The following is a 19,721-nucleotide window of genomic DNA, read 5'->3' as shown; positions in this document are numbered from 1 at the left end:
GTGGCCCCCCCCAAAAAAAAATTTTTTATCAACCTCCCCCTCCCTGGGTGTCTGGGGGGGGGGGCCGCGGGGGGGGGGGGGGGCGGGGGGGGCGCGGGGGGGGGGGGGGGGGGGGGGGGCGCCCCCCCCCCCCCCGCCAAACAGGATACGTTGATTTGTCACTGCCGTGTCGCCGCCTCACTCAATGAGCAGCCTGCGAACGCTCGCCGCCCGGCTTCGAGATGTCGCTTAAAGCATCTCCGGCTTCTGCCGCCTCGCCGCTCGTCGCGAGATCGCCAAGAGAGATGATGCCGACGAGCCTCTTGTCGCGGTTCAGAACCGGAAGCCGACGCACCTTCAGATCGCCCATGTTCTCAAGCACATGCTCGACGTCTTCGTCATCGAAACAGTATTTGACCTCCGGGGTCATGACATCACGCACCTTGGTGTCAGGTCCCATACCCAATGCTACGCCGCGGATCGCGATATCACGATCGGTGATCATCCCGACCAGCCGGTCGTTGTCGCCCACCGGCATCACTCCGGCGTCAAGCTTGCCCATGATCTGCGCTACTTCGCGAATGGACTGTTCGGGGTTCGCGACCTGGACATTCCTCGTCATGCAGTTGCCGACTTTCATGGCAATCTCCCTTCATTTGCGAAGCCCGCCGCCGATGCGGTGTTGGTGACCAATGAACGAAGTTTTCGGCGGTAACGTTCCCTTGAATGTGCATTGGATGGCCCGCAAAAGGTTTTCAGCTGCAGCTGGAAGGCTGGGAAAAGCCTGCGCCGCGGGGTCTTGCGGCATGTCTTTGACGCGGAGTCGAACCACCCGACGTCACACTCCACTGAGCCTGTCGCTGCTGGAACCCTGATGGGCGATCCGACGTTCCAAGGAGATGAAGCAGCCAACGGAGAAGTCGAATGCAGCCCTTAGCCGCAAATTCCGCCAGCCGTCCCCGCGCGCTTACGATTACCCGGTTCAATGGAACCGTGACGGTCAGGTTCTCCGATGCGATTGTTGCCTCGACCGAGCGGGCAAAAGTGCTCCATGAAGATGGACACGATCCCGTCTTCTATATCCCCTTCGAGGACATCTACTTCGACCTTCTGGAGAAGACGAACACCACAACGCAGTCCTCGGTGAAGGGCACGGCGAGTTACTGGCGGGTTCACGCGGTCGGCGGAGCGGCTGACGACTTCATGTGGGCCTACGAGACCCCCGACACGCCGGCATTGGCTATCGCCCGCCATGGTGCCTTCGATCCCGAGAAGGCGCGGATCGATGCCGATCCTGCCGAGGACAAGCGACATACGCCTCACATCCCCGAGTAAAGCGGCGCTTGAATTTCCACATCGGCCCGTAACGCCGCAGGCGGCAATCTTTTCGTCATTCGGAGAATTCTTGGTCGATGATCCGCAGGCAGTCTTCATATTTCGATGTCGAGGTGCCAATCTGCTGTGCCTGCCACAGATTGTCGGCGAGATCTGCGCGCTTGACTGGCAGCGCCAATCGGTTGGCTGCTGCTCTGCGCACGAAGGCGAGATCGTCCTCGTCCGGCCGGCGTGTCATGGCATCGACTGCCGACACGATGGATGTTCCAAAACCAGCCGCCTCGAGCCGATCGCGGTCCCAACCGTCGCTTTTCTCAAGAACGTCGTGAAGGTAAGCAACGGCCTTTTGGTCGAGGGTTTGGACAGCGTCAACGACCCGGCGGCAATGTTCGATATAGGGCCGTCCGGTCTTGTCCGTCTGCCCGGCATGAGCTCGTTCGGCGATTTTTGCTGCGCGGTAAAGCACGCTCACTGCTTCGATCCTTGCTGGCCTGTGTGTTGATGAAACCAGCCTTTGCTCCTATGCACGGCGTGCCTCAAGAAAGCGTGTGGCGCGGTAGCCCGTGTCACGAACGCGCGACGATTGGCGGAAGTTCCAGAGCGCAGGCCAGACGCGCGGTGTCCGAGGCGGCTAGCCGCCGTCGGACGGTCCATCGACAACCCCGGAACTGGGCAGAATCCCAAAATCCTGTGACTTGGCACCTTGTGCTGCCGTCAAAAATCCGTCTGCATGGAGACCGCGCCGCAGCAACTCTCTCACCGCCGCCGACCGGCTTGGCATGCGCCTTTCGAAGCGCCAGTTTTCCAATGCAGCCAATTCATCAGCAGTCAGCATGATCTGCAGTCGTTCGGGTCTTTCCAAGTCGGCCATTTTTGCCCTCCAGCCGCTCAAAATTAGTATTTGTCTAAGATTTAGGAAGAGTCTCATCGCCCGTCAAGACCGGTTCATACGCTATCGGCATGAAAGGCTGACAGTTACTGTAATGCCTCGACGGCACAGTCTGTACTATGTGATAACTCATTGATTTTATGCGATAATTTTATCGATGCCCTTGCCATTCGGATCGATGTGGCGCATGCTTTCCAACGAGGGACAAACCGCTCCTGAAAGAGAGGGTTTTCCATGAGATACGGTTACTCGGCTCATTTGTGTCAAGACGTCGACTTGGAAGTTAGGGCAGCCGCGCGCTATAAGGGAATGGTCAATGTCACTACGGTGGCCGAGGCCGTGCGGCTGAGAAACATCGCGGAAAACGTTGCGCTTGAAGACATCGAACGCCTGGTACTTTTGGCGGCCCAGTTCTGCGGGGTGGCGATGGAATTTGACAGCTTCACAGTTCTTGAATCACACAACGTCGATCGCCGCTCAGTGAATTGCGATGCTCTGCCTGGCAGCGGCGGCTTCGATGTTCTGCAGGACAGGACTGTTTCGCTCTATCATCGCCAGCCGGACCGAACGCAATAGGTCCGTCGGTCGAAAGATTCAGCTTCACGGGCGCATTCAAACGGTCACGTTATCCCGCAACAGACGTCTGGACGAAGGATAGCGGCGCCTCGAGCGTCCAGGTGACGCCTTGCTCATCGAATTCCAGCCGGCCGCTGCCGCTGAGAGCCTGCGGCGCCACTCGCTCGAGGACGACCACTCCGAAACCGCGCCCCTTGACAGCGTCCATGATCGGCCCGTCCAACTCACGCCAGACCAGTCGAAAGGTTTCGGCACCGCCGCCGGCAGCGATCACGTTCCAATCGATTTCGACGCGCCCGCCGCTGCAGGACAGCGCGCCATGTTTTGCCGAATTGGTGGCAAGTTCGTGAAAGGCTATGCCGAGATACTGCACGGCGTTCGGCTGCAGCATCAGCATTGGCCCGGCCATCGACACGCGGGACTGCGCTGCGAAGGCCTTGAGCTGTGCCTGGATGAGCTCGCCGACCGTGGCGCCGCGCCATTCGGCATTGACCAGGAGATCATGGGATTCCGAGAGCGCCATGATGCGCTCCCGAACCTGCCCGAGGAAGGCCTCAGGTGTGCTCGTCAGCCTGCTGGTCTCGCGGATCATCGAGATGATGACCGAAAACTGATTCTTCACCCGATGATTGACCTCGCGCATGAGCAGACGGATGCGCCGTTCGTTCTCCTTGTGAGAACTGATGTCGCGCGCGATCTTGGAGGCGCCGACGACCCGGCCAATGGTGTCGCGGATCGGCGAGACGGTGAGCGAGACCGAAACGAGGGTGCCGTCCCTGCGCAGGCGCATCGTCTCATAGGAGGGGACGCGTTCGCCGGCGCGGATGCGGCTGATGATCGAGACTTCCTCGTCGAGACGGTCGGGCGGAATGAGCATCGTCACCGGCCGGCCAATCGCCTCGGCAGGCGTGTAGCCGAACAGACGTTCTGCAGCGTCGTTCCAACTGGTGATGATGCCGTTTATATCCTTCGAGACGATGGCGTCCATCGAAGACTCGACAATGGCGGCAAGACGCATGCGGGCTTCATCGCCCAGCGTCTGGGTGCGCAGGTCGAGCAGCGTGTTGATGGCACCGACAACGTCGCCCGCTTCGTCGCGAAGCAGGCGTGGGTGAGCCCTGAACGGGACGAGTTCGCCATCCGGCCGCTCCGCAATCGCCTGGTCCCACGAGACATTCCGTCCTTCGCGCAGCGCCACAGCCATCGGACACTCGCCATGTGCCATATCCCGACCGTCAAGATGACGAAGCTTCCACGAACCGCACCATAGGTCCCGACCGATAACGGGACGATGGCCCCAGAGCTCAGCTGCGGCTTCGTTGAAGAAGGTGATGCGTCCCTGCCCGTCGACGGTGTAGACGGCGACTGGCAGTGCCTGCATCAGATCGGCAGCGGGAATGCCCGGAACTCCGAGGCCGACATCGGCTTGTTCAACGAAGTTCACTTATGGCGCCATTCTCGTGGATTTCTGAGCGGCTATAATGCACTTGAGCGATTTCGGTTCCGTACGGGCAATCACGTGCGCCCCCCTTTGCCTGCAGCCTCGGCGACATTCCTGGACAACGCATCAGGGCGACACAGGATCGTCGCCAAATTGTTCGCCTAATCGTGTACTAAATGCGCCCGAGAAGGACCAGGATAATAACGATCAGCAGCACGAGACCGAGGCCGCCGCCACCATAATAGCCGGTTCCGTAGAACGGTCCACCACCCAGACCGCTGAACCCGCCAAGCAAGATAAGGATCAAAATGATGATTAGTATGGTTCCGAGGGTCATGGTGGCTCTCCCATTCTTGCGCTGCCGCGCCATACAAGGGCACGTCGATGCGCCTGTTGATGACGATATGAACTCCCAGAGGGGGCTTCCCGTTCCACCGGAAGTAGCATCGTTGTCGCTCGTCTAGCGGGAAAAGCCGGTAAGTTCACGAAAAGCCCGCCGGCCAGGAGCCAGCGGGCAACAGGCTTTTTCAGCCGCGACGGAGGGCAAAAAGCTACTCCGGCGCGGTGCCCCAAAGTTGGAAGCACCTCGCGATTTTCAGCAGAAAATGCGAGGCGCCACACCGCAGGCTTCACGAAGACGTGAACAACCATTCATCTTCCCGGGTGTGCCGGTCGGGTGCCGCCGCCCTTCTTTTCGGGGTCATGAGTATGGTGGCTGTCGCGTTCGCCTCCACCGCCTGAGATCTTGCTGCGGCTGCGCAGATCGGAATCGGCTGGCGGCTTTTCTATCACCAGCGGCTCCTTGGCATTTTCGTGCGATGCGCCAGGACCGCCATGGCGGATGCTGGCGCGGGTCTTCTTCGACGTTGACATGAAATCACCTAACGGTCCTGCTGGTGGCCTTGATGGGTCGTATTGACCCTCGTGTTGCCCTGCTGGCCCTGTTTGTCGGGATTTGGGGCGGAATGGCCGTGCTGCGTTTGGTCGACAGGAACCGACTTCTCATCGCCGGGACCCTTAGGGCTCTGGTTCTGTGCCGGAACGGGTGGTGGTTTTGTGCTCATGAGGTTCTCCTTTCACTAGCCAAAACAAGCTGGCCCCCAAGAAGGTTCCTGATGCGAACCGTGCGAGGGGCAAACTCCTCCGATTCCGGCCTTGTCGGCGCGTCGCAGCGCAATAGTCTTTTTGTTAGGGCGTGGGCGTTTCGACTTATCGAAAGGAGCCGACCATGAAACACCAAACACTCGACCAACTGCAGACAATTGCAACAGTTGAGCCCTCGGCGACATACCCGACCATGTCTCGGACGCAGCGGATCGAGCGTTGGGCAAAGCTTCTCGAGCAAAATCCGCGGCGTTGCCTCGGAGCGCTTTCAGGCACCGAATATCTCAGTCCTGAAGCCCGTGCCGTAGCGCGTGGCGCGGGGTCGCCGATCACCGTTGCCTATGAGGATCCGGTGCTGCGCGCCATGGGTCTGAAAGATGACACCTACGGCGAGGCAAAGCGCTTCTTCGAGCTAAGCGACTGGCAGTTGCACAACATCGTCTGTCACTGCCACGTCGGTGCTACGATGCAAGCGCGATGGGCTGCCGCCAGAGTTCGCCGGACAATTACCGGCAACAGACTTCTGGGTTGGCTGAGGGCAACGTTTGTGCATTGAGGCCAGCCAGAACGGTGACGACCAAGTCTTGATCGTTCTCGTTAGCGGCTGGCCGCAAAAGGCTGGTGGCATCGTCGGCGCCGCAGTGTTGATCGAGCCGATGCCGTGCTTTCCGAGCGGCCGGGTGAAGACCTCATGCTCGCCCGGTCGGGGCTCATTGTCGGCGAGCACGATTTGGAGCGGAGCCCATCTAGAGGGTGACCAGGATGAAGCTCGACTTCATGTGAACACGGCCCGCGCCTATGATCCATGCCACCACAGATGCATCGTTGGCGAATCTCGTCCCTGTGACATGCCGCAGATATCATCAGGGAACCTTTCTTGGGAGACATGGTTGGAATGTGCCGCCGAAAGAATCCGGGCCTGTGCCAAGGAGGTTCGCCATGAAGCTTCGCGAGTTGATGGACCAAGTGAAGGATCTGCCACCGGATACTCTGGTCTGTGCCGCCGAGATTGACGAGGCCTTCGCTGCCAATGTCGCTGGCATAGAAACAATAGAAAGCGCGCGGATCGAAAGCCGCAAACCGGACGGAACCGAAGCTGTCGAACTCGCCAACGGGAACGACAAGGTCGTTGTAATCCGCTGGTGAGCCCCGGCTCATGCTGGAGCCGTCGCATGCTTGATCACAGAACGCTGGAGGAGTCCGCAGACCATGTTTCCGGTATTGAACAAAAGACTGTGCGCCGGCCTGATCGCCGGAACTCTGATGCTCTCGGCCGGCGGGTTTGCTCCGCTCGCAGCCCAGGAAATCCCAAACGACTTCACGGCGATCGTGCGCGAGAAAATTCCGGCCGTGGTCGCAATAACCACCCGTCAGATCATCCAGGACCAGGCGACGCTGGACGACTTTTTTAGTCCTTTCGGTGGCCGCGGCCTGGGACAGGCTCAGCCACGGGTGCGAGAGGCTCTTGGCTCCGGCTTTGTCATCAGCCCCGATGGGTACATCGTCACCAACAACCATGTCGTTGCCGATGCAAGCGAAATCCATGTCGTATTCTCCGACAAGGAGACTTTACCTGCGCGGCTCGTCGGCCGGGATCCGGCAACCGACCTCGCGGTGCTGAAGATTGACCCACGGTCCAACATGACAACGACCGCCTGGGGTGACTCCGATGCCGTACAACCCGGCGCATGGACGATCGCCATCGGCAGTCCGTTCGGGCTCGGTGGGACCGTCACCGTCGGCGTGCTTTCGGCCCGTTCGCGCGACATCAATGCCGGTCCTTACGACGACTTTCTCCAGACGGACGCCTCAATCAATCGCGGCAATTCCGGCGGCCCCCTGTTCAATGCACGCGGCGAAGTGATCGGGGTCAACACGGCCATCGTATCTCCCACAGGTGGCAGCATAGGGATTGGCTTTGCCGTACCATCCCGCACCGCCCGCAACATCGTCGACCAGTTAATCAGCACTGGCCGGATCGAGCGCGGTTTTATCGGGGTGCGTCTCCAGGAGATCACGCCGTCGATTGCCGAGGCGCTTGGAATAGCCAGCAGCAAGGGAGCGCTGGTCGCTTCGGTCGAACCCGGCAGTCCGGCAGAGCAGGCAGGCATCCAGGCAGGAGACGTGATTACTCGCTTTAACGGCAAGGACATCCAGAGCGTGCACGATTTGACGCTCGCGGCTGCCAGCCAAAAGCCGGGGACAAAAACGACGCTGACAAGGAACCGCGGGAGCAGCCAACAGGAAATAGCTCTAACGATCGGACAACGCGACGATGAGGAGCAACAGACCGGCGCCGTTCCAAAGTCGGAAACGGCCGACATGCGTCTTGGATTATCGCTCAGTCCAATTCCAGATGAGGCCCGCCAGCAGCTCGGACTCCAGCCGGACACCACAGGCGTATTCGTGCAAGAAGTGGCTCCCAACAGCCTCGCCGCCGAGAACGGCTTGCAGCCCGGCGATGTGATCGTCTCGGCCAACAACCGGAATGTAACGCAGCCGTCGGATATCCAGGAGGAGTGGACGAAATCGCGCCAGCAGAACAAGCCCATATTGTTCCGCATCAGCAGGCAGGGGCAATCGCTTTTCGTTGCCGTTGCCACGGCCAAATCTTGACGGGCCAATCTTGGCGGGAATGCCTTAGGTGTAAGCTTGGCGACTGAAGCTTGGCGAGCGCAAACCTGGCCGAATAGATCAAACGCTTTCGCGGGAGGCGGCCTTTGGGGTTGGGACGGGGAACAACAGCCGACCAAGGCCGTTTCGTCCAATGAGCCATTCAACCTGTTGAAAAGGAGGCTTCGATGAGCGCCACCGGACTCGACGTATTCGACAAAACGCTGCAGACCACAAACATCTGGCTCGACGAGATCATGGCCAAGATCGGACCAGCCTTCCAAGACGCCCGAGAAGTTGCGATCGCTCGACGAGTTTCTAGCTAAAATCGAGGCGGAGCTTGAATTCACCCGACGGGCCAAGACTGCATTTCAGGGTCGTATCCAAGGTGCTCGCTCACCATGTGGGAGAGGGCAGATGACCACGGTTTGGGAATCCCTGCCGGCAGAAATCAGGCGCGTCGCGAAACTCAGCAAGCGGCGTGAATACCGCCAGATATCGGCGGTCTCGGCCGTAATGCTTCTTTGAGGAAATGGAAATGCCACTCACCCTTATCAGCCCTGCGTTCCCGGCCGGCGGGAAAATCCCTGAAAGGTATACCCATGACGGCCAGAACGTCTCGCCGCCGCTGAAGTGGTCCGGTGTTCCGGACGGTGCGAAGAGCCTTGTTCTTGTCGTGCAGGATCCCGATGCGCCGAGCGGGATTTTCGGGCATTGGGCGGTGTTCAATATTCCGCCCGATGCCAGCGAACTCGCCGAGGCGCAGGATGGCAAGCCAGGTCCGTCGGCACTTCGCCAAGGCACCAACGATTTCGGCAATGCCTATTACGACGGCCCGCAGCCGCCAGTGGGGCATGGGGTCCATCATTATCATTTCCGGCTGGCCGCGCTCGACGTGCCGAGCCTCAGTGTGCCGGGACAGGCGGGCGTGCAGTCTGTCTGGAAGGAAGCCCAGAAGCATGCGCTGGAGCAAACCGAGCTGGTCGGAACCTACGCGCGGTAACGCTGGGCCGTGTCAGTCGCCGCCTTTTTTACAGCGCGGCCGGGGCAAGCGGTTTTCGAGCCGGGCCGTGGACGACCGAACCGTCGGCGGCGAAAATCGAGCCATGGCAAGGACAATCCCAGGTGTTGTCCGCGTTGTTCCAGGTCACGGTGCAGCCCTTGTGGGTGCACGTCGCCGAAACGGGGTGGAGCACCCCTTCAGTGTCTCTCCACGCTGCGATCTTTTCGTCACCCCTGACGATCACACCGCCCATGCCGGGCCCGATGTCGTCGAGGCTTGAGACAATCGATTGGCTGCGGCCATTTTTATGAAAGTCCTCCGGATAAGACCGTGCCGGATTATAGAGCTTTTGCCATGGGGTCAGCCGGGCGCAGATCAAATCCGCGATCATCGCGCCTGCGGCCGTTCCATTGGTGATGCCCCAGGCGTTGAATCCCGTGGCGATATGAAAGCCGGAGGCTTTGTCCGGATCGGGTTCGCCAGCATACGGAACTCTATCGGCCGTATCATAATCCTCGTTACACCAGCGCCACGCAACGTCCCCAACCGGAAGGCTCATCCTTGCCCATTGTTCCAGCTCGACGAACCGTTTCGCCACGTCGCCGTCCTGGCCCGTGTCGAACTTGGGACCGAGCGCGACCAGCAGCGGGCCTTCGGCATCACGGCCCATGCGGATTGAATGCGTCGGATCGTCGATGCCGATGAACATGCCGTCGACAGCAAGAGGGTCATCGACCCGAAACGCCATGGCTGTGTGGCAGCGCGGCTGGGTCCGGTTCGCCATACCGATGGGGCTCTTCACTGTCATGTTGGTGGCGACGACCACATGCTCGGCGTGAACGGTGCCCCTGTCGGTGACGACGCGCCAGCGGCTTGCCTCGCCAATCGAGATCGCGCGGCTGTTTTCGAAAATCCGTCCGCCACGGGCCGTCACCGCTTGAGCCAGGCCAACCAGATACATCGCCGGATTGAACTGAGCCTGGTCGGAAAAACGCAGAGCGGCGGCCGTTTCGAAAGGCAGCGGCGCCCGCTCCAGAACATCGGCGTCCAGCCCAACTTGGCGCGCGGCCTCTGCCTCGGCCACGATCTCCGCGCGCCGGCTTGCATCGCAGGTGTAGGTATAGGCGTCCTTGTTCTCGAGATCGCAGGGGATTGCATAGTTGCGAACCCATTCCCGGATATGGACAGCGCCTGCGGAATTCGCATTGGCATAGGCTTGCGCCAGGTCCCGCCCGAAAGTGTCGATGAGATGGTGGTAAATCAGCGCGTGCTGCGTCGTGATCTTGGCCGTCGATCGGCCGGTCACCTGGCCGCCGGTCCGCAGGCCTTCGACGACGATTACCGACCGACCGGCCTCGCAAAGGCGAAGCGCCGTCGTGAGCCCGACAATCCCGGCGCCCACGACAACGGCATCGGCATGGATCGAGCCCTCGAGCGGGGGATAGTTCGTAGCGGTGGCTGCCGCCACCCAACAGCTTCCCGGTTTTCCCGAAAGAATGGCCATTTCACCGGCGTCCCATGCGTTTCGATGCATCTCCATCGACAACCCGCGCCGGCGCGAAAACGTTCCGGATTTGCCGTCTTCAATCGTTGTTTGGCCGTCCCGAAACTACAAACGCCCCCGGAACATGCGAGGCGCAAGCCATCACCCGATCGTATTCGTCGCTGCGCGCCGCAGTGCGTCGGCGCGCAGCGACATTTTGGCCCCGATCGAATTGGGGATGCGCCCGCAGGCCCAAAAAAATCCAGGAAGACAATGATGAGCCTGAGGCGTAGCTTGCCCGCTTCGGCGATGAGGAAATCAATTTTCTGCATGACGTTCGCGCCGTGTGCCACGACAGCCCCATGGCCTATGGCGTGCGTGGTGGCTTAAAACACCGCGAGGTACTTCAGCAGCGAAATGATGCCGATAATGATCACGATAATCTGGGCAATCTGACGAGTACGACCATCAAGCGGCAGCCGGTTGATAAGATACAGCACCAGCACGATTACGAGGAAAGTGATCAGAATACTGATCAAAGGAGTGCCGGCCATTGTCCCTCCGTGGCACGAAGAAAGCAAGCCAGCAACACCGCGTTGCGTGGTCGAAGATTCCCCCATGCATATTCAAATCCTAGCACTCAGTGCGTGATTCGAACAGCCTGGCTAGTGGTGTCGATAAATCGGCTTTGTCGATATCTCTGGGTGGACACGATAGGTGACGGCGCGTGATCTTGCTGATCCCCGGCGGTGTCAAACTGCAAACCAGCGTTTGCATTTGCTCACTCGCCAATAATAGGCGAATGATTCAACGACATGATGCGATCTTCTCCAGCAGAAAAGCGAGCTGCCCTTAGGCCGGACAGCAGTTCCATATCCGTGTTACGATGGCGTCGGTCGAGCGACTCGCTGGGTAAGCACATGGCGGGCGAATATTGGGTGAAGTCGGGTTGGAAGCAGGTTGGCGCTTCGAACATGCGTTCAACGGTCTAAACCCACATGCAGTCCGATGCCCTCCTCTTGGCGGTTTTTGGAGCAATCGTGCTCGTTACGGCCTGGCTACCCATGCTTCTCAGGAAGCTTCCGCTTTCGCTGCCAATGGTTTGCATCGGGATCGGGGTTCTTTTGGTTTGGTCACCATTCTCTCCGCTCGTCGGGGTGAACCCACTTGAGAACCGGGTACTAACCGAACGCCTCACAGAGTTGGTTGTCATCGTCGCCCTTATGGGGGCAGGCCTGAAGCTGGACCGGCCAGTGAGTTGGCGGGGTTGGGAGTCGTCTTGGCGCCTCCTCGGCATCGCCATGCCTCTGACGATCGCAGGAATTGCATTTCTCGGCTGGTCAATGCTCGGGCTTGGCCTTGCCGCAGCACTTCTGCTTGGAGCTGCTCTGGCGCCAACTGATCCTGTTCTGGCAAGCGACATACAGGTTGGTCCACCTCAATCCGGCAAGGAGGATGACGTGCGCTTTGCTCTTACCTCCGAGGCCGGCCTCAATGATGGAGCGGCGTTTCCGTTCGTCTATCTCGCCATCGCAATTGCGCTGTCCAGTGAGTCGGGCGAGCCTTACTTCACACGCTGGCTCGCCGTTGATGTTCTATGGAAGATCGCCGCAGGCGTTGGAATCGGATGGCTGGGCGGAAAAGTCATGGGCTACCTTACGTTTCATCTACCAAAACGGTCGGGTTTGTCAGAGACGAGAGACGGCTTTGTTGCGCTGGGTATCACCTGCCTTGCGTACGGCTCGACCGAAATGCTTCACGGCTACGGCTTCCTTGCAGTGTTCATCGCGGCCGTGGCGCTACGGTCCGTCGAGCGCCAGCACGAGTATCATGAGAGCTTGCACGACTTCGCGGAGCAGATTGAGCGATTGCTGATGATGGTTCTGCTGGTCTGCTTTGGGGCAGCCATCGCAGAAGGGTCGATATTTGGCGCCTTGAGTTGGCAGGTGATCGTCATTACCGCCCTGGTGCTGTTCGTTGTACGACCGATCGCGGCGTGGGTTGGGCTAATCGGATTTCCGGCGTCATCACGCGAAAAGGCTGTGATTGCTTTTTTTGGAATACGCGGCCTTGGGTCGTTCTACTACCTCGCATTTGCACTCGGGCAGGCTGAATTCGACGGTGCGACAATTCTCTGGGTAACGGTCTGCTTCACCGTTTTGAGTTCAATTGTTATGCATGGCGTTATGGTCACCCCGGTCATGCACCAGTTGGACCGCGGCCGACCACGCTCTTGGATGAGGATGCCCGGCGCTCGGCCAAGACAGAACTAACGCGTTTGGGGTCCGCGCCTAGCGAAACAACGATGCGTGATCGACCCAATCGCAACGCGGACTTTGTTGCCCCAGTTGGCGGAATTACTGTCCGTCCACAGAGCCGGCCTCTGGAGCAAATTGGTGCGTAAGGGAGAGAGTATCGCGTCGGCGGGCTGCCTTCATTGAGCCTTGCCGGCCTTTCGTTAGTTCGCCCTGTCTCTAAGCGCCGTCCTTAGCAACCCGGCGACAACTATGGCCACGATTACCGACTGAGGCCGTTGTCTTCGCGAGCCGTTTGGCAGGGCCGAAAGAAGAGCTCGAGGTATAGGATGACCCGCATCCAGTATTTTGGCGACAAACCAATTCGTACCTTGTTTTTCCCTGTGCAATTGCGAACCATGGAAATGGATTGATTCGGAGCTTGTCTATGCGGGGACTGCAAGTGGCGCTGGCTGCGGTGATCTTGAGCACTTCAGTCAGTTCTGGCCTCGCCGATGACAACTCTCCCTTTATCTATTTTGCCAGCCAAGACCCTTTCACAGAGGGTCTGCCGACGAAGAATGATGTCTATGTCTTTGGTGGCGTGTTTGCGAGCGGGGCCTTCGGGGATACGATCAACGTTTTTGGTGCCGACTATACTGACAATTATATAGTCGGGGCCGCATACGGTCGCGATCTCGTCGATATAAGCGCTGGTTTCGTTCTTGGTGGCGTCACCGGCGCGGCCATAAGATTTGGCGAAGACGATGATACATCAGGCGAACTTTGGGCCGGAGCGCGACTTCGCCACCAGGGCCTTGTCATTGGTGATTTGGCGATTGCGCCCGCACTGACGGCTGGATTCAGTGCCGTTACAGGCCCTACCGAGATCGAGCGCGAGCGCGAAATCCGCTACGATGGCGATGCATCATTCCTCGGCTTCGTTGGTGCGGAGCTTTCTTTCAGATTGAGGCAAGCTCCCAAAGTCGAACTTGTCTACCAACTCCATCATCGATCCGGCGCCAACGGTACAATTGGCGATATGAAAGAGGGTTCTAATGCGAACACTCTTGGAATCCGTTATCGCTTCTAACGCTCACTGCTGTTGGTCCTTTGCATTCGCCCACGTGCCCCCGTATTGGGCTCACAGTGAAGACGGCGACACTGTCTTGAGGGTCGGCACGATCGCCCTATAGCACCGATTCACCCTCAGGATATATCCTTCAGAGTGTCCAGCGGCCCTTTCAGTGCAGATCTGGGCTGGATCAACTCTGGCGCAATCAGAAAGGTTTGCGGGACCGTCGGCGGTCCATCGATCAGCTCGAATGCCTTCGTGATCATCGCCTCAACATTCTGCCGCACCATGATTACCGGGAAAGGCAGGAAGGAGCCGAATGGATCATAGTCGTAGCAACCGACGACAAGCTCACTGAACATCTCCGCCGGCCGGCCCGCCATGAAACGCAGCAGACCTTCCATATTGATCGACGAATTGATGAACAGCGCGCGCGGCAGCTTGCCATGGCGTCGGTAAAACGCCTCGAAGGCACGCAACGTTATATCAGGCGAATACCCGGAGGATTGCACACCGTCTTCAGGGTCGGCGCCCAGCAGTGCTTTTTTGGTCGCATGGAAAGCGGCGATGCGTTCGCGGCTCGCATGGTCGTTGCGGCCGCCAAACAGAAACAGCTCGTCCGGCCGCAGGGGATCGTCACTGCCGAAGTGGCGGATGATTGCCTCCGTCAGCATCCGCGCGCCTTCATAATTGTCGCTGATCACCGAATGCGCCTTCGCTCCCGGCAGGTCGATGTTGATATGCCTCAGCCCCGCCGCTTCGCAGACCTTGTGGACGCCGTCCGGATCGGTGGCGCCGACGATGAAGAGCTGGTCGATTGAATAGGAGATCAGCGTCTCTGCGGTCCGCCGTTCCTCTTCCGGGTCGCGGCTGGCGCTAACCACGACCGGGCATTGACCGCGGCTGCGCACATGCCCCTCAAACGTCTGCGCCATGGAGGAGAAGTAGCGATTGTCGTGGACGGGCAGCATCAGGCCGACCAGGCCCGATCGCGAGCGTCGCAAGCCTCGCGCCTGCAGATTGGTGGTGTATTGGTGGAGTTCGGCGAGGCCGAGAATTGTTTGGGCCGTACTTTCCTTGATGCGGCGCTTGCGCCAAGTGCCGTTCAGCACGGCACTCACGGTCGACGGAGAACTGCCCGATAGCAGGGATAGGTCATAGATCGTCGCCTTTTTCTTGACCCGCTGATCCATCTGGCGCCTCCGGCGCGTCTATTTGGAGCAATATCCCGCTTGACGAGAGCTTCTCGATGCACAATAGTTTCTGCACCATCGATTGTGCAAGCGAAAACCGGTGGATGATCGATGGGGAAGTGCCCCGTCTCTTTCGGGGAGGTTTCTAACGGCCGCCGTCGTTCGACGGCTCGAGTGTGTTCCCACTAGGAACGTTATGGGAGGAGTACAGATGAAAAAGATCATGATCGCGGCGCTTGCCGCGACCCTTATGCTTGGCGGATCATTCGCTGCGATGGCACAGCAGGCCGGCAAGGTCGGCGTCGTCGTCAAGATCGGCGGCATTCCGTGGTTCAACGCGATGGAGGCGGGTATCAAGGAGCGCGGCCAGAAGCTCGGGATCGACGCATTCATGGTCGGCCCGACTAGCGCTGATCCAGCACTGCAAGTTCGCGCCATCGAGGATCTGATCGCGCAGGGCGTCAAGGTCATCGGCGTCGTGCCGAATGATGCGAAAGTGCTTGAACCAGTGCTGCAGAAGGCCAAGGACGCCGGCATCATCGTCATCACGCATGAATCGCCCGGCCAGAAGGGCGCCGACTGGGATTTCGAACTCGCGTCCGCGACCGGCTTCGGCGAGGCTCACGCCAAACTCCTGGCGGAAAAGATGGGCGGCAAGGGTGAGTATGCAGTGTTCGTCGGTTCGCTGACGGTGCCGCTCCACAATGCCTGGGCCGATGCGGCAATCGAGTATCTGAAGAAGAACCATCCGGACATGAAACTTGTCGGCGAACGTTACGGCGTCGCCGAGGATGTCGACAAGAGCCGCAGCACTGCGCTTGACCTGATCTCCGCCAATCCCGGCTTGAAGGGCTTTCTCGCCTTCGGCAGCCAGGGCCCGATCGGTGCTGGCCGCGCAATCGAAGAGCGTCGGAAGGTGGGCGAAATATTCGTGCTCGGGCCATTCTCGCCAGGCCAGGGCCAGAAGCTCATCAAAAGCGACGCGATCTCCGGCGGCTTCATGTGGAATCCGAAGCAGGCGGGCGAGGTTTTCGTCACGCTGGCCGACCATCTCATGAAGGGCAAAGAGATCAAGGATGGCGATACGATCGAAGGCCTAGGGACAGTTAAGCCCGACTTCGAAAACCGCAATATCATTGTCGATCAGCTGGTCCCCATCAACAAGGACACTGTCGACGATCTCGCGGCCATGGGCCTGTAAAGTCTCCCAAGGCTAGTGGCAGCCGGGCTGGCCTCGAGCCGGCCCGGCTGCAGGATTGCAAACGCGATTGGATCCAGGTTTCAAACCCGATGGCTGATCAGGCACCCGATGGCGCCGCACCACGGCCGCTGCTGTCGCTTCGCAACGTCAACATGACGTTCGGCGGCGTGAAGGCGCTGAAGAATGTCAGCTTTGAGGTGCTGCCGGGCGAGGTGCATTGTCTCGCCGGCGAGAACGGCTCCGGCAAGAGCACGCTGATCAAGGTCATTACGGGCGTGTACAAGCCCGAGGCGGGCGCCGTGATCGACTATGATGGCCAGAGCTACTCCCATATGTCGCCGGTTACGGCGCAGGCCGGCGGAATTCAGGTCATCTGGCAGGACCTCGCCCTGTTTCCCGAGATGACTGTCGCCGAGAATATCGCGTTCCAGACTGTCATCGGTCGCTGGCCGCGGCTGGTGAATTATGCCGAGATCCGCCGCGTCGCGTCCAACGCCTTGCAACGCCTTGGTGTTACCTTCGATGTCGATCTAGCACTCCACCATTTTCCCATCGCGCAGCGGCAGATCGTAGCAATCGCGCGTGCCCTCGTCGGTGAGGCGAAGCTCGTCTTCATGGACGAGCCGACGGCGTCGCTCACCCAATCCGAAACCGACTATCTGCTAGACATTGTGCGCAATCTGTCGGCGTCGGGCGTTGCCGTTGTGTTCGTCAGTCACCGTCTGGCGGAGGTTCTTGAAATCTCCAGCCGCGTCACCGTCCTGCGCGACGGCGCGCTGGTTGGCGTCTATCCAACCAAGGGCCTGACCCAATCGCGCATCACCGAGCTGATGACCGGCAAGACCTTCGACTATTCCGTCCTGCATCGCGATTTGAGCACGAGCCCGGTCATGCTTGAGGTTAGGGGACTGTCGCGACCCGGCGAATTCGAGGACGTGTCCTTGACAGTCCGCCGCGGCGAGACGCTCGGCATCACCGGGCTGCTCGGAGCAGGGCGCACCGAGCTGGCGCTGACATTGTTTGGCATGCGCAAGCCGAAATCGGGCTCTGTAATCCTGGACGGCAAACCCGTTCGCTTCGGTTCCAACCGTGACGCGCTCGCCGCCGGCGTCGCCTATCTTTCGGAAGACCGGCTGTCGCTCGGCCTCATTCAGCCCCAGGCGATCGCCGATAACATGGTCATCGCCTCGCTGGACAAGATCCTTTCGGGCGGTTTCATTTCGAGCGATCGCAAGCGATCTTTGGTCAATCGCTGGATAAGGGATCTCGGCGTCAGGATCGGAAAGCAGGACGACGCGATCTCGACCCTGTCAGGGGGAAATCAGCAACGTGTCGCCATTGCCAAATGGCTGGCGACCGATCCGAAACTGCTTATCCTCGACGCACCGACGGTCGGCGTCGATGTCGGCGCGCGCGCCGGCATTTTCGACATCGTTTCCAAGCTGGCGGACAGCGGCCTCGCCATTATCCTGATCTCGGACGAGGTGCCTGAAGCCTATTTCAACGCGGACCGTGTGCTGCACATGGCTCAGGGTCGCGTTGTCGGCGAATATGCGCCGGGCGCCACGACCCTCCAGGCAATCGAGGAGGCGGTCTATGCGTAGGTTTGTCCGCTCCCACGCAACGGAACTGGCTTTGCTGGCCGTTATCGCAGTCATCTGCGTCTTCCTCTCGTTTGCGACAGACCGGTTCTTCACCGTTGGGAACGCGTTTGACCTTCTCAACACCAGCTCGGTCAACATCATCTTCGCCGTCGGCCTGCTCGTCGTGCTGATTGCCGGCGGCATCGACATTTCCTTCGCGGTCGCTGCCTCCGTTGTGCAATATCTGACGGCGACCATCCTTGGATGGGTCGGCGGCGGCAATTGGATTATCGGCCTCATCATCGCCGGCGCATTGGGCGTCGCGTTGGGCTGCATCAACGCCTTCCTGATCCACGGATTCAGGATCATCTCGATCGTCGCCACGATTTCGACCTTCAATATTTTCTTCGGCTTGCTGATGTTCTTCACAGGCGGCGTGTCGATCTACAATCTGCCGGACTGGCTCACCACCCGCGTCGTGCTGTTCGAGCGGGAGATGGCTGACGGGACCTGGGCGGAGATCACCCTACCTGTGCTCATTATGGCGATGTGCGTGTTCGCTACCTGGGCGTTGATCACTCGCACCACCACTGGGCGCCAGCTCTACGCATTTGGCGACAATCCGGAGGGCGCGCGCCGCTTCGGCATCAATATCGGTGCCATGCAATTCATCGCCTTCGGCTGGCTGGGCCTGATGGCGGGCATCGCCGGTCTCGTCCAAGCGCATTACGCGCAGGAAGTAGTGCCGAACGCCCTTTATGGGCGCGAACTCGACGTCCTGGCAGCCGTGGTCCTCGGCGGTGCGCGGCTTGGTGGCGGCAAAGGCAGCGTGCTCGGCTGCATTCTGGGCGTACTGCTAGTCTCGATCACCCAGAACGGACTTAATTTGATGGGTGTGTCGCCTTTCGCGTTCAAGATGATTGTCGGCGCCATCATTCTTGCCGCCATCACCTTGTCGAACACCAGCATCGAACGCCTGCTGCCGTTCCTGAAAAGCCGGCGGGTGCCTTCATGACGGTTTTGATTGGACGCGTCCGCAACGCGCTCGGCCCCGAATTGGCAGGTCCGCTCGCCGCGTTCGTAGCTGTCATGGTCGTGTTCGGCTTTGCCGCGCCGAACTTCTTGTCCCGTGCCACCTTTGGATCGGTCGCCTTCCAGCTGCCGGAACTCGGCCTCCTCACGCTTGCCATGCTGCTGCCGATCCTGACCGGCGGCTTGAACCTGGCCATCACCTTCACGGCCAACATGGCCGGCCTGACGCTGGCTTGGGTACTGCAAAGCCAAGGAGGCGTCGACGCCGGCATCGGCGCCTTTGTCCTTGGTTCGGTCCTTGCCATCGCGGTCGGAGCGCTGAGTGGGCTGATCATGGGGCTCGTCATCGCCTACACCAAGGCTCACCCGATCCTGGTCTCGCTATCGATGATGATCTTCCTGCGCGGTCTCGGCGAATTCCTGACGCGCGGCGGCGACGTGTCCGGCATTCCCGGCTTCCTCGCGGCGATCGGTTACGGTTCGATCTTTGGCATCCCGGTGCCATTGCTCATCTTCATCGCTTGCGTGCTGATCTGGCATGTCCTGCTGACGCGCATGAAGCTAGGCTTCAACACCTATATGATCGGCTCCAACATCGAGGCCACGCGTTATTCCGGCATCAACACCCGCAAGGTGCAGGTTCTCGTCTACACATTGTCCGGCGCGATGTGCGCGGTCGCCGGCATCATCATGCTGGCGCGCTTCAATTCGGTGCGTGTCGGCCACGGCGAGTCTTATCTGCTGATCACCGTGCTTGCCTGCTTTCTCGGCGGGGTCAATCCGTTCGGCGGCTTCGGTCGGGTGATCCCGGTCTTCGTTGCGCTGGTCGTGCTCCAGCTTCTGTCCTCGGGACTCAATCTGATGGGCGCAAACCAGCATCTTGCGACGGCGGTGTGGGGCATTTTGATGATCGCTGTGATGATCCTGCGCTGGCTTGCCGGGCGCCTCAAATTCCTAAACACAAACAGAGGGTGAGTTAG

At 59.8% G+C, this 19,721-nt stretch carries 22 protein-coding genes and 1 pseudogene; 13 read left to right on the top strand and 10 right to left on the bottom strand.

Going from position 1 to position 19,721, the window contains the following annotated elements; translation table 11 throughout:
* Nucleotides 1-181: 181 nt before the first annotated feature.
* A complete protein-coding gene (locus tag AC0L25_RS26010) occupies nucleotides 182-619 on the bottom strand; it encodes a CBS domain-containing protein (protein ID WP_473598135.1) in 438 nt (145 codons plus the stop codon).
* 284 nt (nucleotides 620-903) lie between these two features.
* On the opposite strand from AC0L25_RS26010, the gene AC0L25_RS26005 reads away from it, so the two are divergent.
* Complete coding sequence (locus tag AC0L25_RS26005; RefSeq protein WP_473598134.1) at nucleotides 904-1,314, top strand: DUF427 domain-containing protein; 411 nt, start codon at nucleotides 904-906, stop codon at nucleotides 1,312-1,314.
* 55 nt (nucleotides 1,315-1,369) lie between these two features.
* On the opposite strand, the gene AC0L25_RS26000 is transcribed toward AC0L25_RS26005, so the two are convergent.
* Together AC0L25_RS26000 and AC0L25_RS25995 are read right to left on the bottom strand one after the other, a co-directional pair.
* A complete protein-coding gene (locus tag AC0L25_RS26000) occupies nucleotides 1,370-1,786 on the bottom strand; it encodes an HD domain-containing protein (protein WP_473598133.1) in 417 nt (138 codons plus the stop codon).
* 159 nt (nucleotides 1,787-1,945) lie between these two features.
* A complete protein-coding gene (locus AC0L25_RS25995) occupies nucleotides 1,946-2,185 on the bottom strand; it encodes a hypothetical protein (RefSeq protein ID WP_473598132.1) in 240 nt (79 codons plus the stop codon).
* 252 nt (nucleotides 2,186-2,437) lie between these two features.
* Here AC0L25_RS25995 and AC0L25_RS25990 point away from each other — a divergent pair, with 252 nt between their 5' ends.
* Entirely contained in the window at nucleotides 2,438-2,779 is a 342-nt protein-coding gene (locus tag AC0L25_RS25990; RefSeq protein WP_473598131.1) for a hypothetical protein, read from the top strand.
* Nucleotides 2,780-2,828: 49 nt separating this feature from the next.
* Here the strand turns inward: AC0L25_RS25990 and AC0L25_RS25985 are convergent, their stop codons facing one another.
* The 4 genes from AC0L25_RS25985 to AC0L25_RS25970 all read right to left on the bottom strand — a co-directional run bounded on the left by AC0L25_RS25985 (nucleotide 2,829) and on the right by AC0L25_RS25970 (nucleotide 5,284).
* Entirely contained in the window at nucleotides 2,829-4,223 is a 1,395-nt protein-coding gene (locus tag AC0L25_RS25985) for a PAS domain S-box protein (RefSeq protein ID WP_473598130.1), read from the bottom strand.
* 169 nt (nucleotides 4,224-4,392) lie between these two features.
* Complete coding sequence (locus AC0L25_RS25980) at nucleotides 4,393-4,557, bottom strand: DUF3309 family protein (RefSeq protein WP_473598129.1); 165 nt, start codon at nucleotides 4,555-4,557, stop codon at nucleotides 4,393-4,395.
* A gap of 314 nt (nucleotides 4,558-4,871) precedes the next feature.
* Nucleotides 4,872-5,093 (bottom strand): hypothetical protein, encoded by a 222-nt coding sequence (locus AC0L25_RS25975; RefSeq protein WP_473598128.1) that lies wholly within the window; start codon nucleotides 5,091-5,093, stop codon nucleotides 4,872-4,874.
* A gap of 8 nt (nucleotides 5,094-5,101) precedes the next feature.
* Entirely contained in the window at nucleotides 5,102-5,284 is a 183-nt protein-coding gene (locus AC0L25_RS25970; RefSeq protein ID WP_473598127.1) for a hypothetical protein, read from the bottom strand.
* 164 nt (nucleotides 5,285-5,448) lie between these two features.
* On the opposite strand from AC0L25_RS25970, the gene AC0L25_RS25965 reads away from it, so the two are divergent.
* From AC0L25_RS25965 to AC0L25_RS25945, 5 genes and pseudogenes are all read left to right on the top strand, one after another.
* Complete coding sequence (locus AC0L25_RS25965; protein ID WP_473598126.1) at nucleotides 5,449-5,880, top strand: hypothetical protein; 432 nt, start codon at nucleotides 5,449-5,451, stop codon at nucleotides 5,878-5,880.
* Nucleotides 5,881-6,263: 383 nt separating this feature from the next.
* Nucleotides 6,264-6,470, top strand: a complete 207-nt coding sequence (locus tag AC0L25_RS25960) for a sugar phosphorylase (protein WP_473598125.1) — start codon at nucleotides 6,264-6,266, stop codon at nucleotides 6,468-6,470.
* Nucleotides 6,471-6,533: 63 nt separating this feature from the next.
* Entirely contained in the window at nucleotides 6,534-7,940 is a 1,407-nt protein-coding gene (locus AC0L25_RS25955; RefSeq protein ID WP_473598124.1) for a Do family serine endopeptidase, read from the top strand.
* Nucleotides 7,941-8,125: 185 nt separating this feature from the next.
* A pseudogene (locus tag AC0L25_RS25950) lies at nucleotides 8,126-8,212 on the top strand (DUF2267 domain-containing protein); the annotation flags it as partial.
* Between the two features lie 263 nt (nucleotides 8,213-8,475).
* The gene (locus tag AC0L25_RS25945; protein WP_473598123.1) at nucleotides 8,476-8,940 is read left to right on the top strand and encodes a YbhB/YbcL family Raf kinase inhibitor-like protein; all 465 of its coding nucleotides are present in this window, start codon (nucleotides 8,476-8,478) and stop codon (nucleotides 8,938-8,940) included.
* A 28-nt stretch (nucleotides 8,941-8,968) separates the two neighbouring features.
* Here AC0L25_RS25945 and AC0L25_RS25940 read toward each other — a convergent pair whose 3' ends face one another.
* Together AC0L25_RS25940 and AC0L25_RS25935 are read right to left on the bottom strand one after the other, a co-directional pair.
* Nucleotides 8,969-10,444, bottom strand: a complete 1,476-nt coding sequence (locus AC0L25_RS25940; protein WP_473598122.1) for an FAD-dependent oxidoreductase — start codon at nucleotides 10,442-10,444, stop codon at nucleotides 8,969-8,971.
* A gap of 365 nt (nucleotides 10,445-10,809) precedes the next feature.
* A complete protein-coding gene (locus tag AC0L25_RS25935; RefSeq protein WP_352957945.1) occupies nucleotides 10,810-10,977 on the bottom strand; it encodes a Thivi_2564 family membrane protein in 168 nt (55 codons plus the stop codon).
* A 444-nt stretch (nucleotides 10,978-11,421) separates the two neighbouring features.
* Between AC0L25_RS25935 and AC0L25_RS25930 the strand changes: the two genes are divergently transcribed.
* Both AC0L25_RS25930 and AC0L25_RS25925 read left to right on the top strand, forming a co-directional pair.
* The gene (locus AC0L25_RS25930; RefSeq protein WP_473598121.1) at nucleotides 11,422-12,696 is read left to right on the top strand and encodes a cation:proton antiporter; all 1,275 of its coding nucleotides are present in this window, start codon (nucleotides 11,422-11,424) and stop codon (nucleotides 12,694-12,696) included.
* Between the two features lie 409 nt (nucleotides 12,697-13,105).
* Nucleotides 13,106-13,750: a hypothetical protein gene (locus AC0L25_RS25925; RefSeq protein WP_473598120.1), complete on the top strand. Its 645-nt coding sequence runs from the start codon at nucleotides 13,106-13,108 to the stop codon at nucleotides 13,748-13,750.
* A gap of 116 nt (nucleotides 13,751-13,866) precedes the next feature.
* On the opposite strand, the gene AC0L25_RS25920 is transcribed toward AC0L25_RS25925, so the two are convergent.
* Nucleotides 13,867-14,925, bottom strand: coding sequence for a LacI family DNA-binding transcriptional regulator (locus tag AC0L25_RS25920; RefSeq protein WP_473598119.1), 1,059 nt, complete (start codon nucleotides 14,923-14,925; stop codon nucleotides 13,867-13,869).
* 211 nt (nucleotides 14,926-15,136) lie between these two features.
* On the opposite strand from AC0L25_RS25920, the gene AC0L25_RS25915 reads away from it, so the two are divergent.
* The 4 genes from AC0L25_RS25915 (at nucleotide 15,137) to AC0L25_RS25900 (ending at nucleotide 19,716) form a co-directional block, all read left to right on the top strand.
* A complete protein-coding gene (locus AC0L25_RS25915; RefSeq protein ID WP_473598118.1) occupies nucleotides 15,137-16,126 on the top strand; it encodes a substrate-binding domain-containing protein in 990 nt (329 codons plus the stop codon).
* Nucleotides 16,127-16,215: 89 nt separating this feature from the next.
* Nucleotides 16,216-17,730, top strand: a complete 1,515-nt coding sequence (locus AC0L25_RS25910) for a sugar ABC transporter ATP-binding protein (RefSeq protein WP_473598117.1) — start codon at nucleotides 16,216-16,218, stop codon at nucleotides 17,728-17,730.
* Nucleotides 17,723-18,724: an ABC transporter permease gene (locus AC0L25_RS25905; RefSeq protein ID WP_473598116.1), complete on the top strand. Its 1,002-nt coding sequence runs from the start codon at nucleotides 17,723-17,725 to the stop codon at nucleotides 18,722-18,724. Before AC0L25_RS25910 ends, AC0L25_RS25905 begins: the two co-directional genes overlap by 8 nt.
* The gene (locus AC0L25_RS25900) at nucleotides 18,721-19,716 is read left to right on the top strand and encodes an ABC transporter permease (protein WP_473598115.1); all 996 of its coding nucleotides are present in this window, start codon (nucleotides 18,721-18,723) and stop codon (nucleotides 19,714-19,716) included. The genes AC0L25_RS25905 and AC0L25_RS25900 overlap by 4 nt, the downstream gene beginning before the upstream one ends.
* Nucleotides 19,717-19,721 lie beyond the last annotated feature (5 nt).

The sequence above is a fragment of the Mesorhizobium sp. WSM4813 genome (genome assembly GCF_055811555.1).
Note: the sequence above shows the minus strand (reverse complement) of the source record. Positions and strands in the feature narration are given on the sequence as shown.

What these genes read in the sequence shown, in the direction of transcription:
- AC0L25_RS25990 (WP_473598131.1), top strand. Translation starts at nt 2,438, where the DNA reads ATGAGATACGGTTACTCGGCTCATTTGTGTCAAGACGTCGACTTGGAA.
- AC0L25_RS25925 (WP_473598120.1), top strand. Translation starts at nt 13,106, where the DNA reads ATGCGGGGACTGCAAGTGGCGCTGGCTGCGGTGATCTTGAGCACTTCA.
- AC0L25_RS26005 (WP_473598134.1), top strand. Translation starts at nt 904, where the DNA reads ATGCAGCCCTTAGCCGCAAATTCCGCCAGCCGTCCCCGCGCGCTTACG.
- AC0L25_RS25910 (WP_473598117.1), top strand. Translation starts at nt 16,216, where the DNA reads ATGGCTGATCAGGCACCCGATGGCGCCGCACCACGGCCGCTGCTGTCG.
- AC0L25_RS25960 (WP_473598125.1), top strand. Translation starts at nt 6,264, where the DNA reads ATGAAGCTTCGCGAGTTGATGGACCAAGTGAAGGATCTGCCACCGGAT.
- AC0L25_RS25915 (WP_473598118.1), top strand. Translation starts at nt 15,137, where the DNA reads ATGAAAAAGATCATGATCGCGGCGCTTGCCGCGACCCTTATGCTTGGC.
- AC0L25_RS25905 (WP_473598116.1), top strand. Translation starts at nt 17,723, where the DNA reads ATGCGTAGGTTTGTCCGCTCCCACGCAACGGAACTGGCTTTGCTGGCC.
- AC0L25_RS25975 (WP_473598128.1), bottom strand. Translation starts at nt 5,093, where the DNA reads ATGTCAACGTCGAAGAAGACCCGCGCCAGCATCCGCCATGGCGGTCCT.
- AC0L25_RS25955 (WP_473598124.1), top strand. Translation starts at nt 6,534, where the DNA reads ATGTTTCCGGTATTGAACAAAAGACTGTGCGCCGGCCTGATCGCCGGA.
- AC0L25_RS25930 (WP_473598121.1), top strand. Translation starts at nt 11,422, where the DNA reads ATGCAGTCCGATGCCCTCCTCTTGGCGGTTTTTGGAGCAATCGTGCTC.
- AC0L25_RS25900 (WP_473598115.1), top strand. Translation starts at nt 18,721, where the DNA reads ATGACGGTTTTGATTGGACGCGTCCGCAACGCGCTCGGCCCCGAATTG.
- AC0L25_RS25935 (WP_352957945.1), bottom strand. Translation starts at nt 10,977, where the DNA reads ATGGCCGGCACTCCTTTGATCAGTATTCTGATCACTTTCCTCGTAATC.
- AC0L25_RS25980 (WP_473598129.1), bottom strand. Translation starts at nt 4,557, where the DNA reads ATGACCCTCGGAACCATACTAATCATCATTTTGATCCTTATCTTGCTT.
- AC0L25_RS25995 (WP_473598132.1), bottom strand. Translation starts at nt 2,185, where the DNA reads ATGGCCGACTTGGAAAGACCCGAACGACTGCAGATCATGCTGACTGCT.
- AC0L25_RS25965 (WP_473598126.1), top strand. Translation starts at nt 5,449, where the DNA reads ATGAAACACCAAACACTCGACCAACTGCAGACAATTGCAACAGTTGAG.
- AC0L25_RS25945 (WP_473598123.1), top strand. Translation starts at nt 8,476, where the DNA reads ATGCCACTCACCCTTATCAGCCCTGCGTTCCCGGCCGGCGGGAAAATC.
- AC0L25_RS25940 (WP_473598122.1), bottom strand. Translation starts at nt 10,444, where the DNA reads ATGGCCATTCTTTCGGGAAAACCGGGAAGCTGTTGGGTGGCGGCAGCC.
- AC0L25_RS25970 (WP_473598127.1), bottom strand. Translation starts at nt 5,284, where the DNA reads ATGAGCACAAAACCACCACCCGTTCCGGCACAGAACCAGAGCCCTAAG.
- AC0L25_RS25920 (WP_473598119.1), bottom strand. Translation starts at nt 14,925, where the DNA reads ATGGATCAGCGGGTCAAGAAAAAGGCGACGATCTATGACCTATCCCTG.
- AC0L25_RS26010 (WP_473598135.1), bottom strand. Translation starts at nt 619, where the DNA reads ATGAAAGTCGGCAACTGCATGACGAGGAATGTCCAGGTCGCGAACCCC.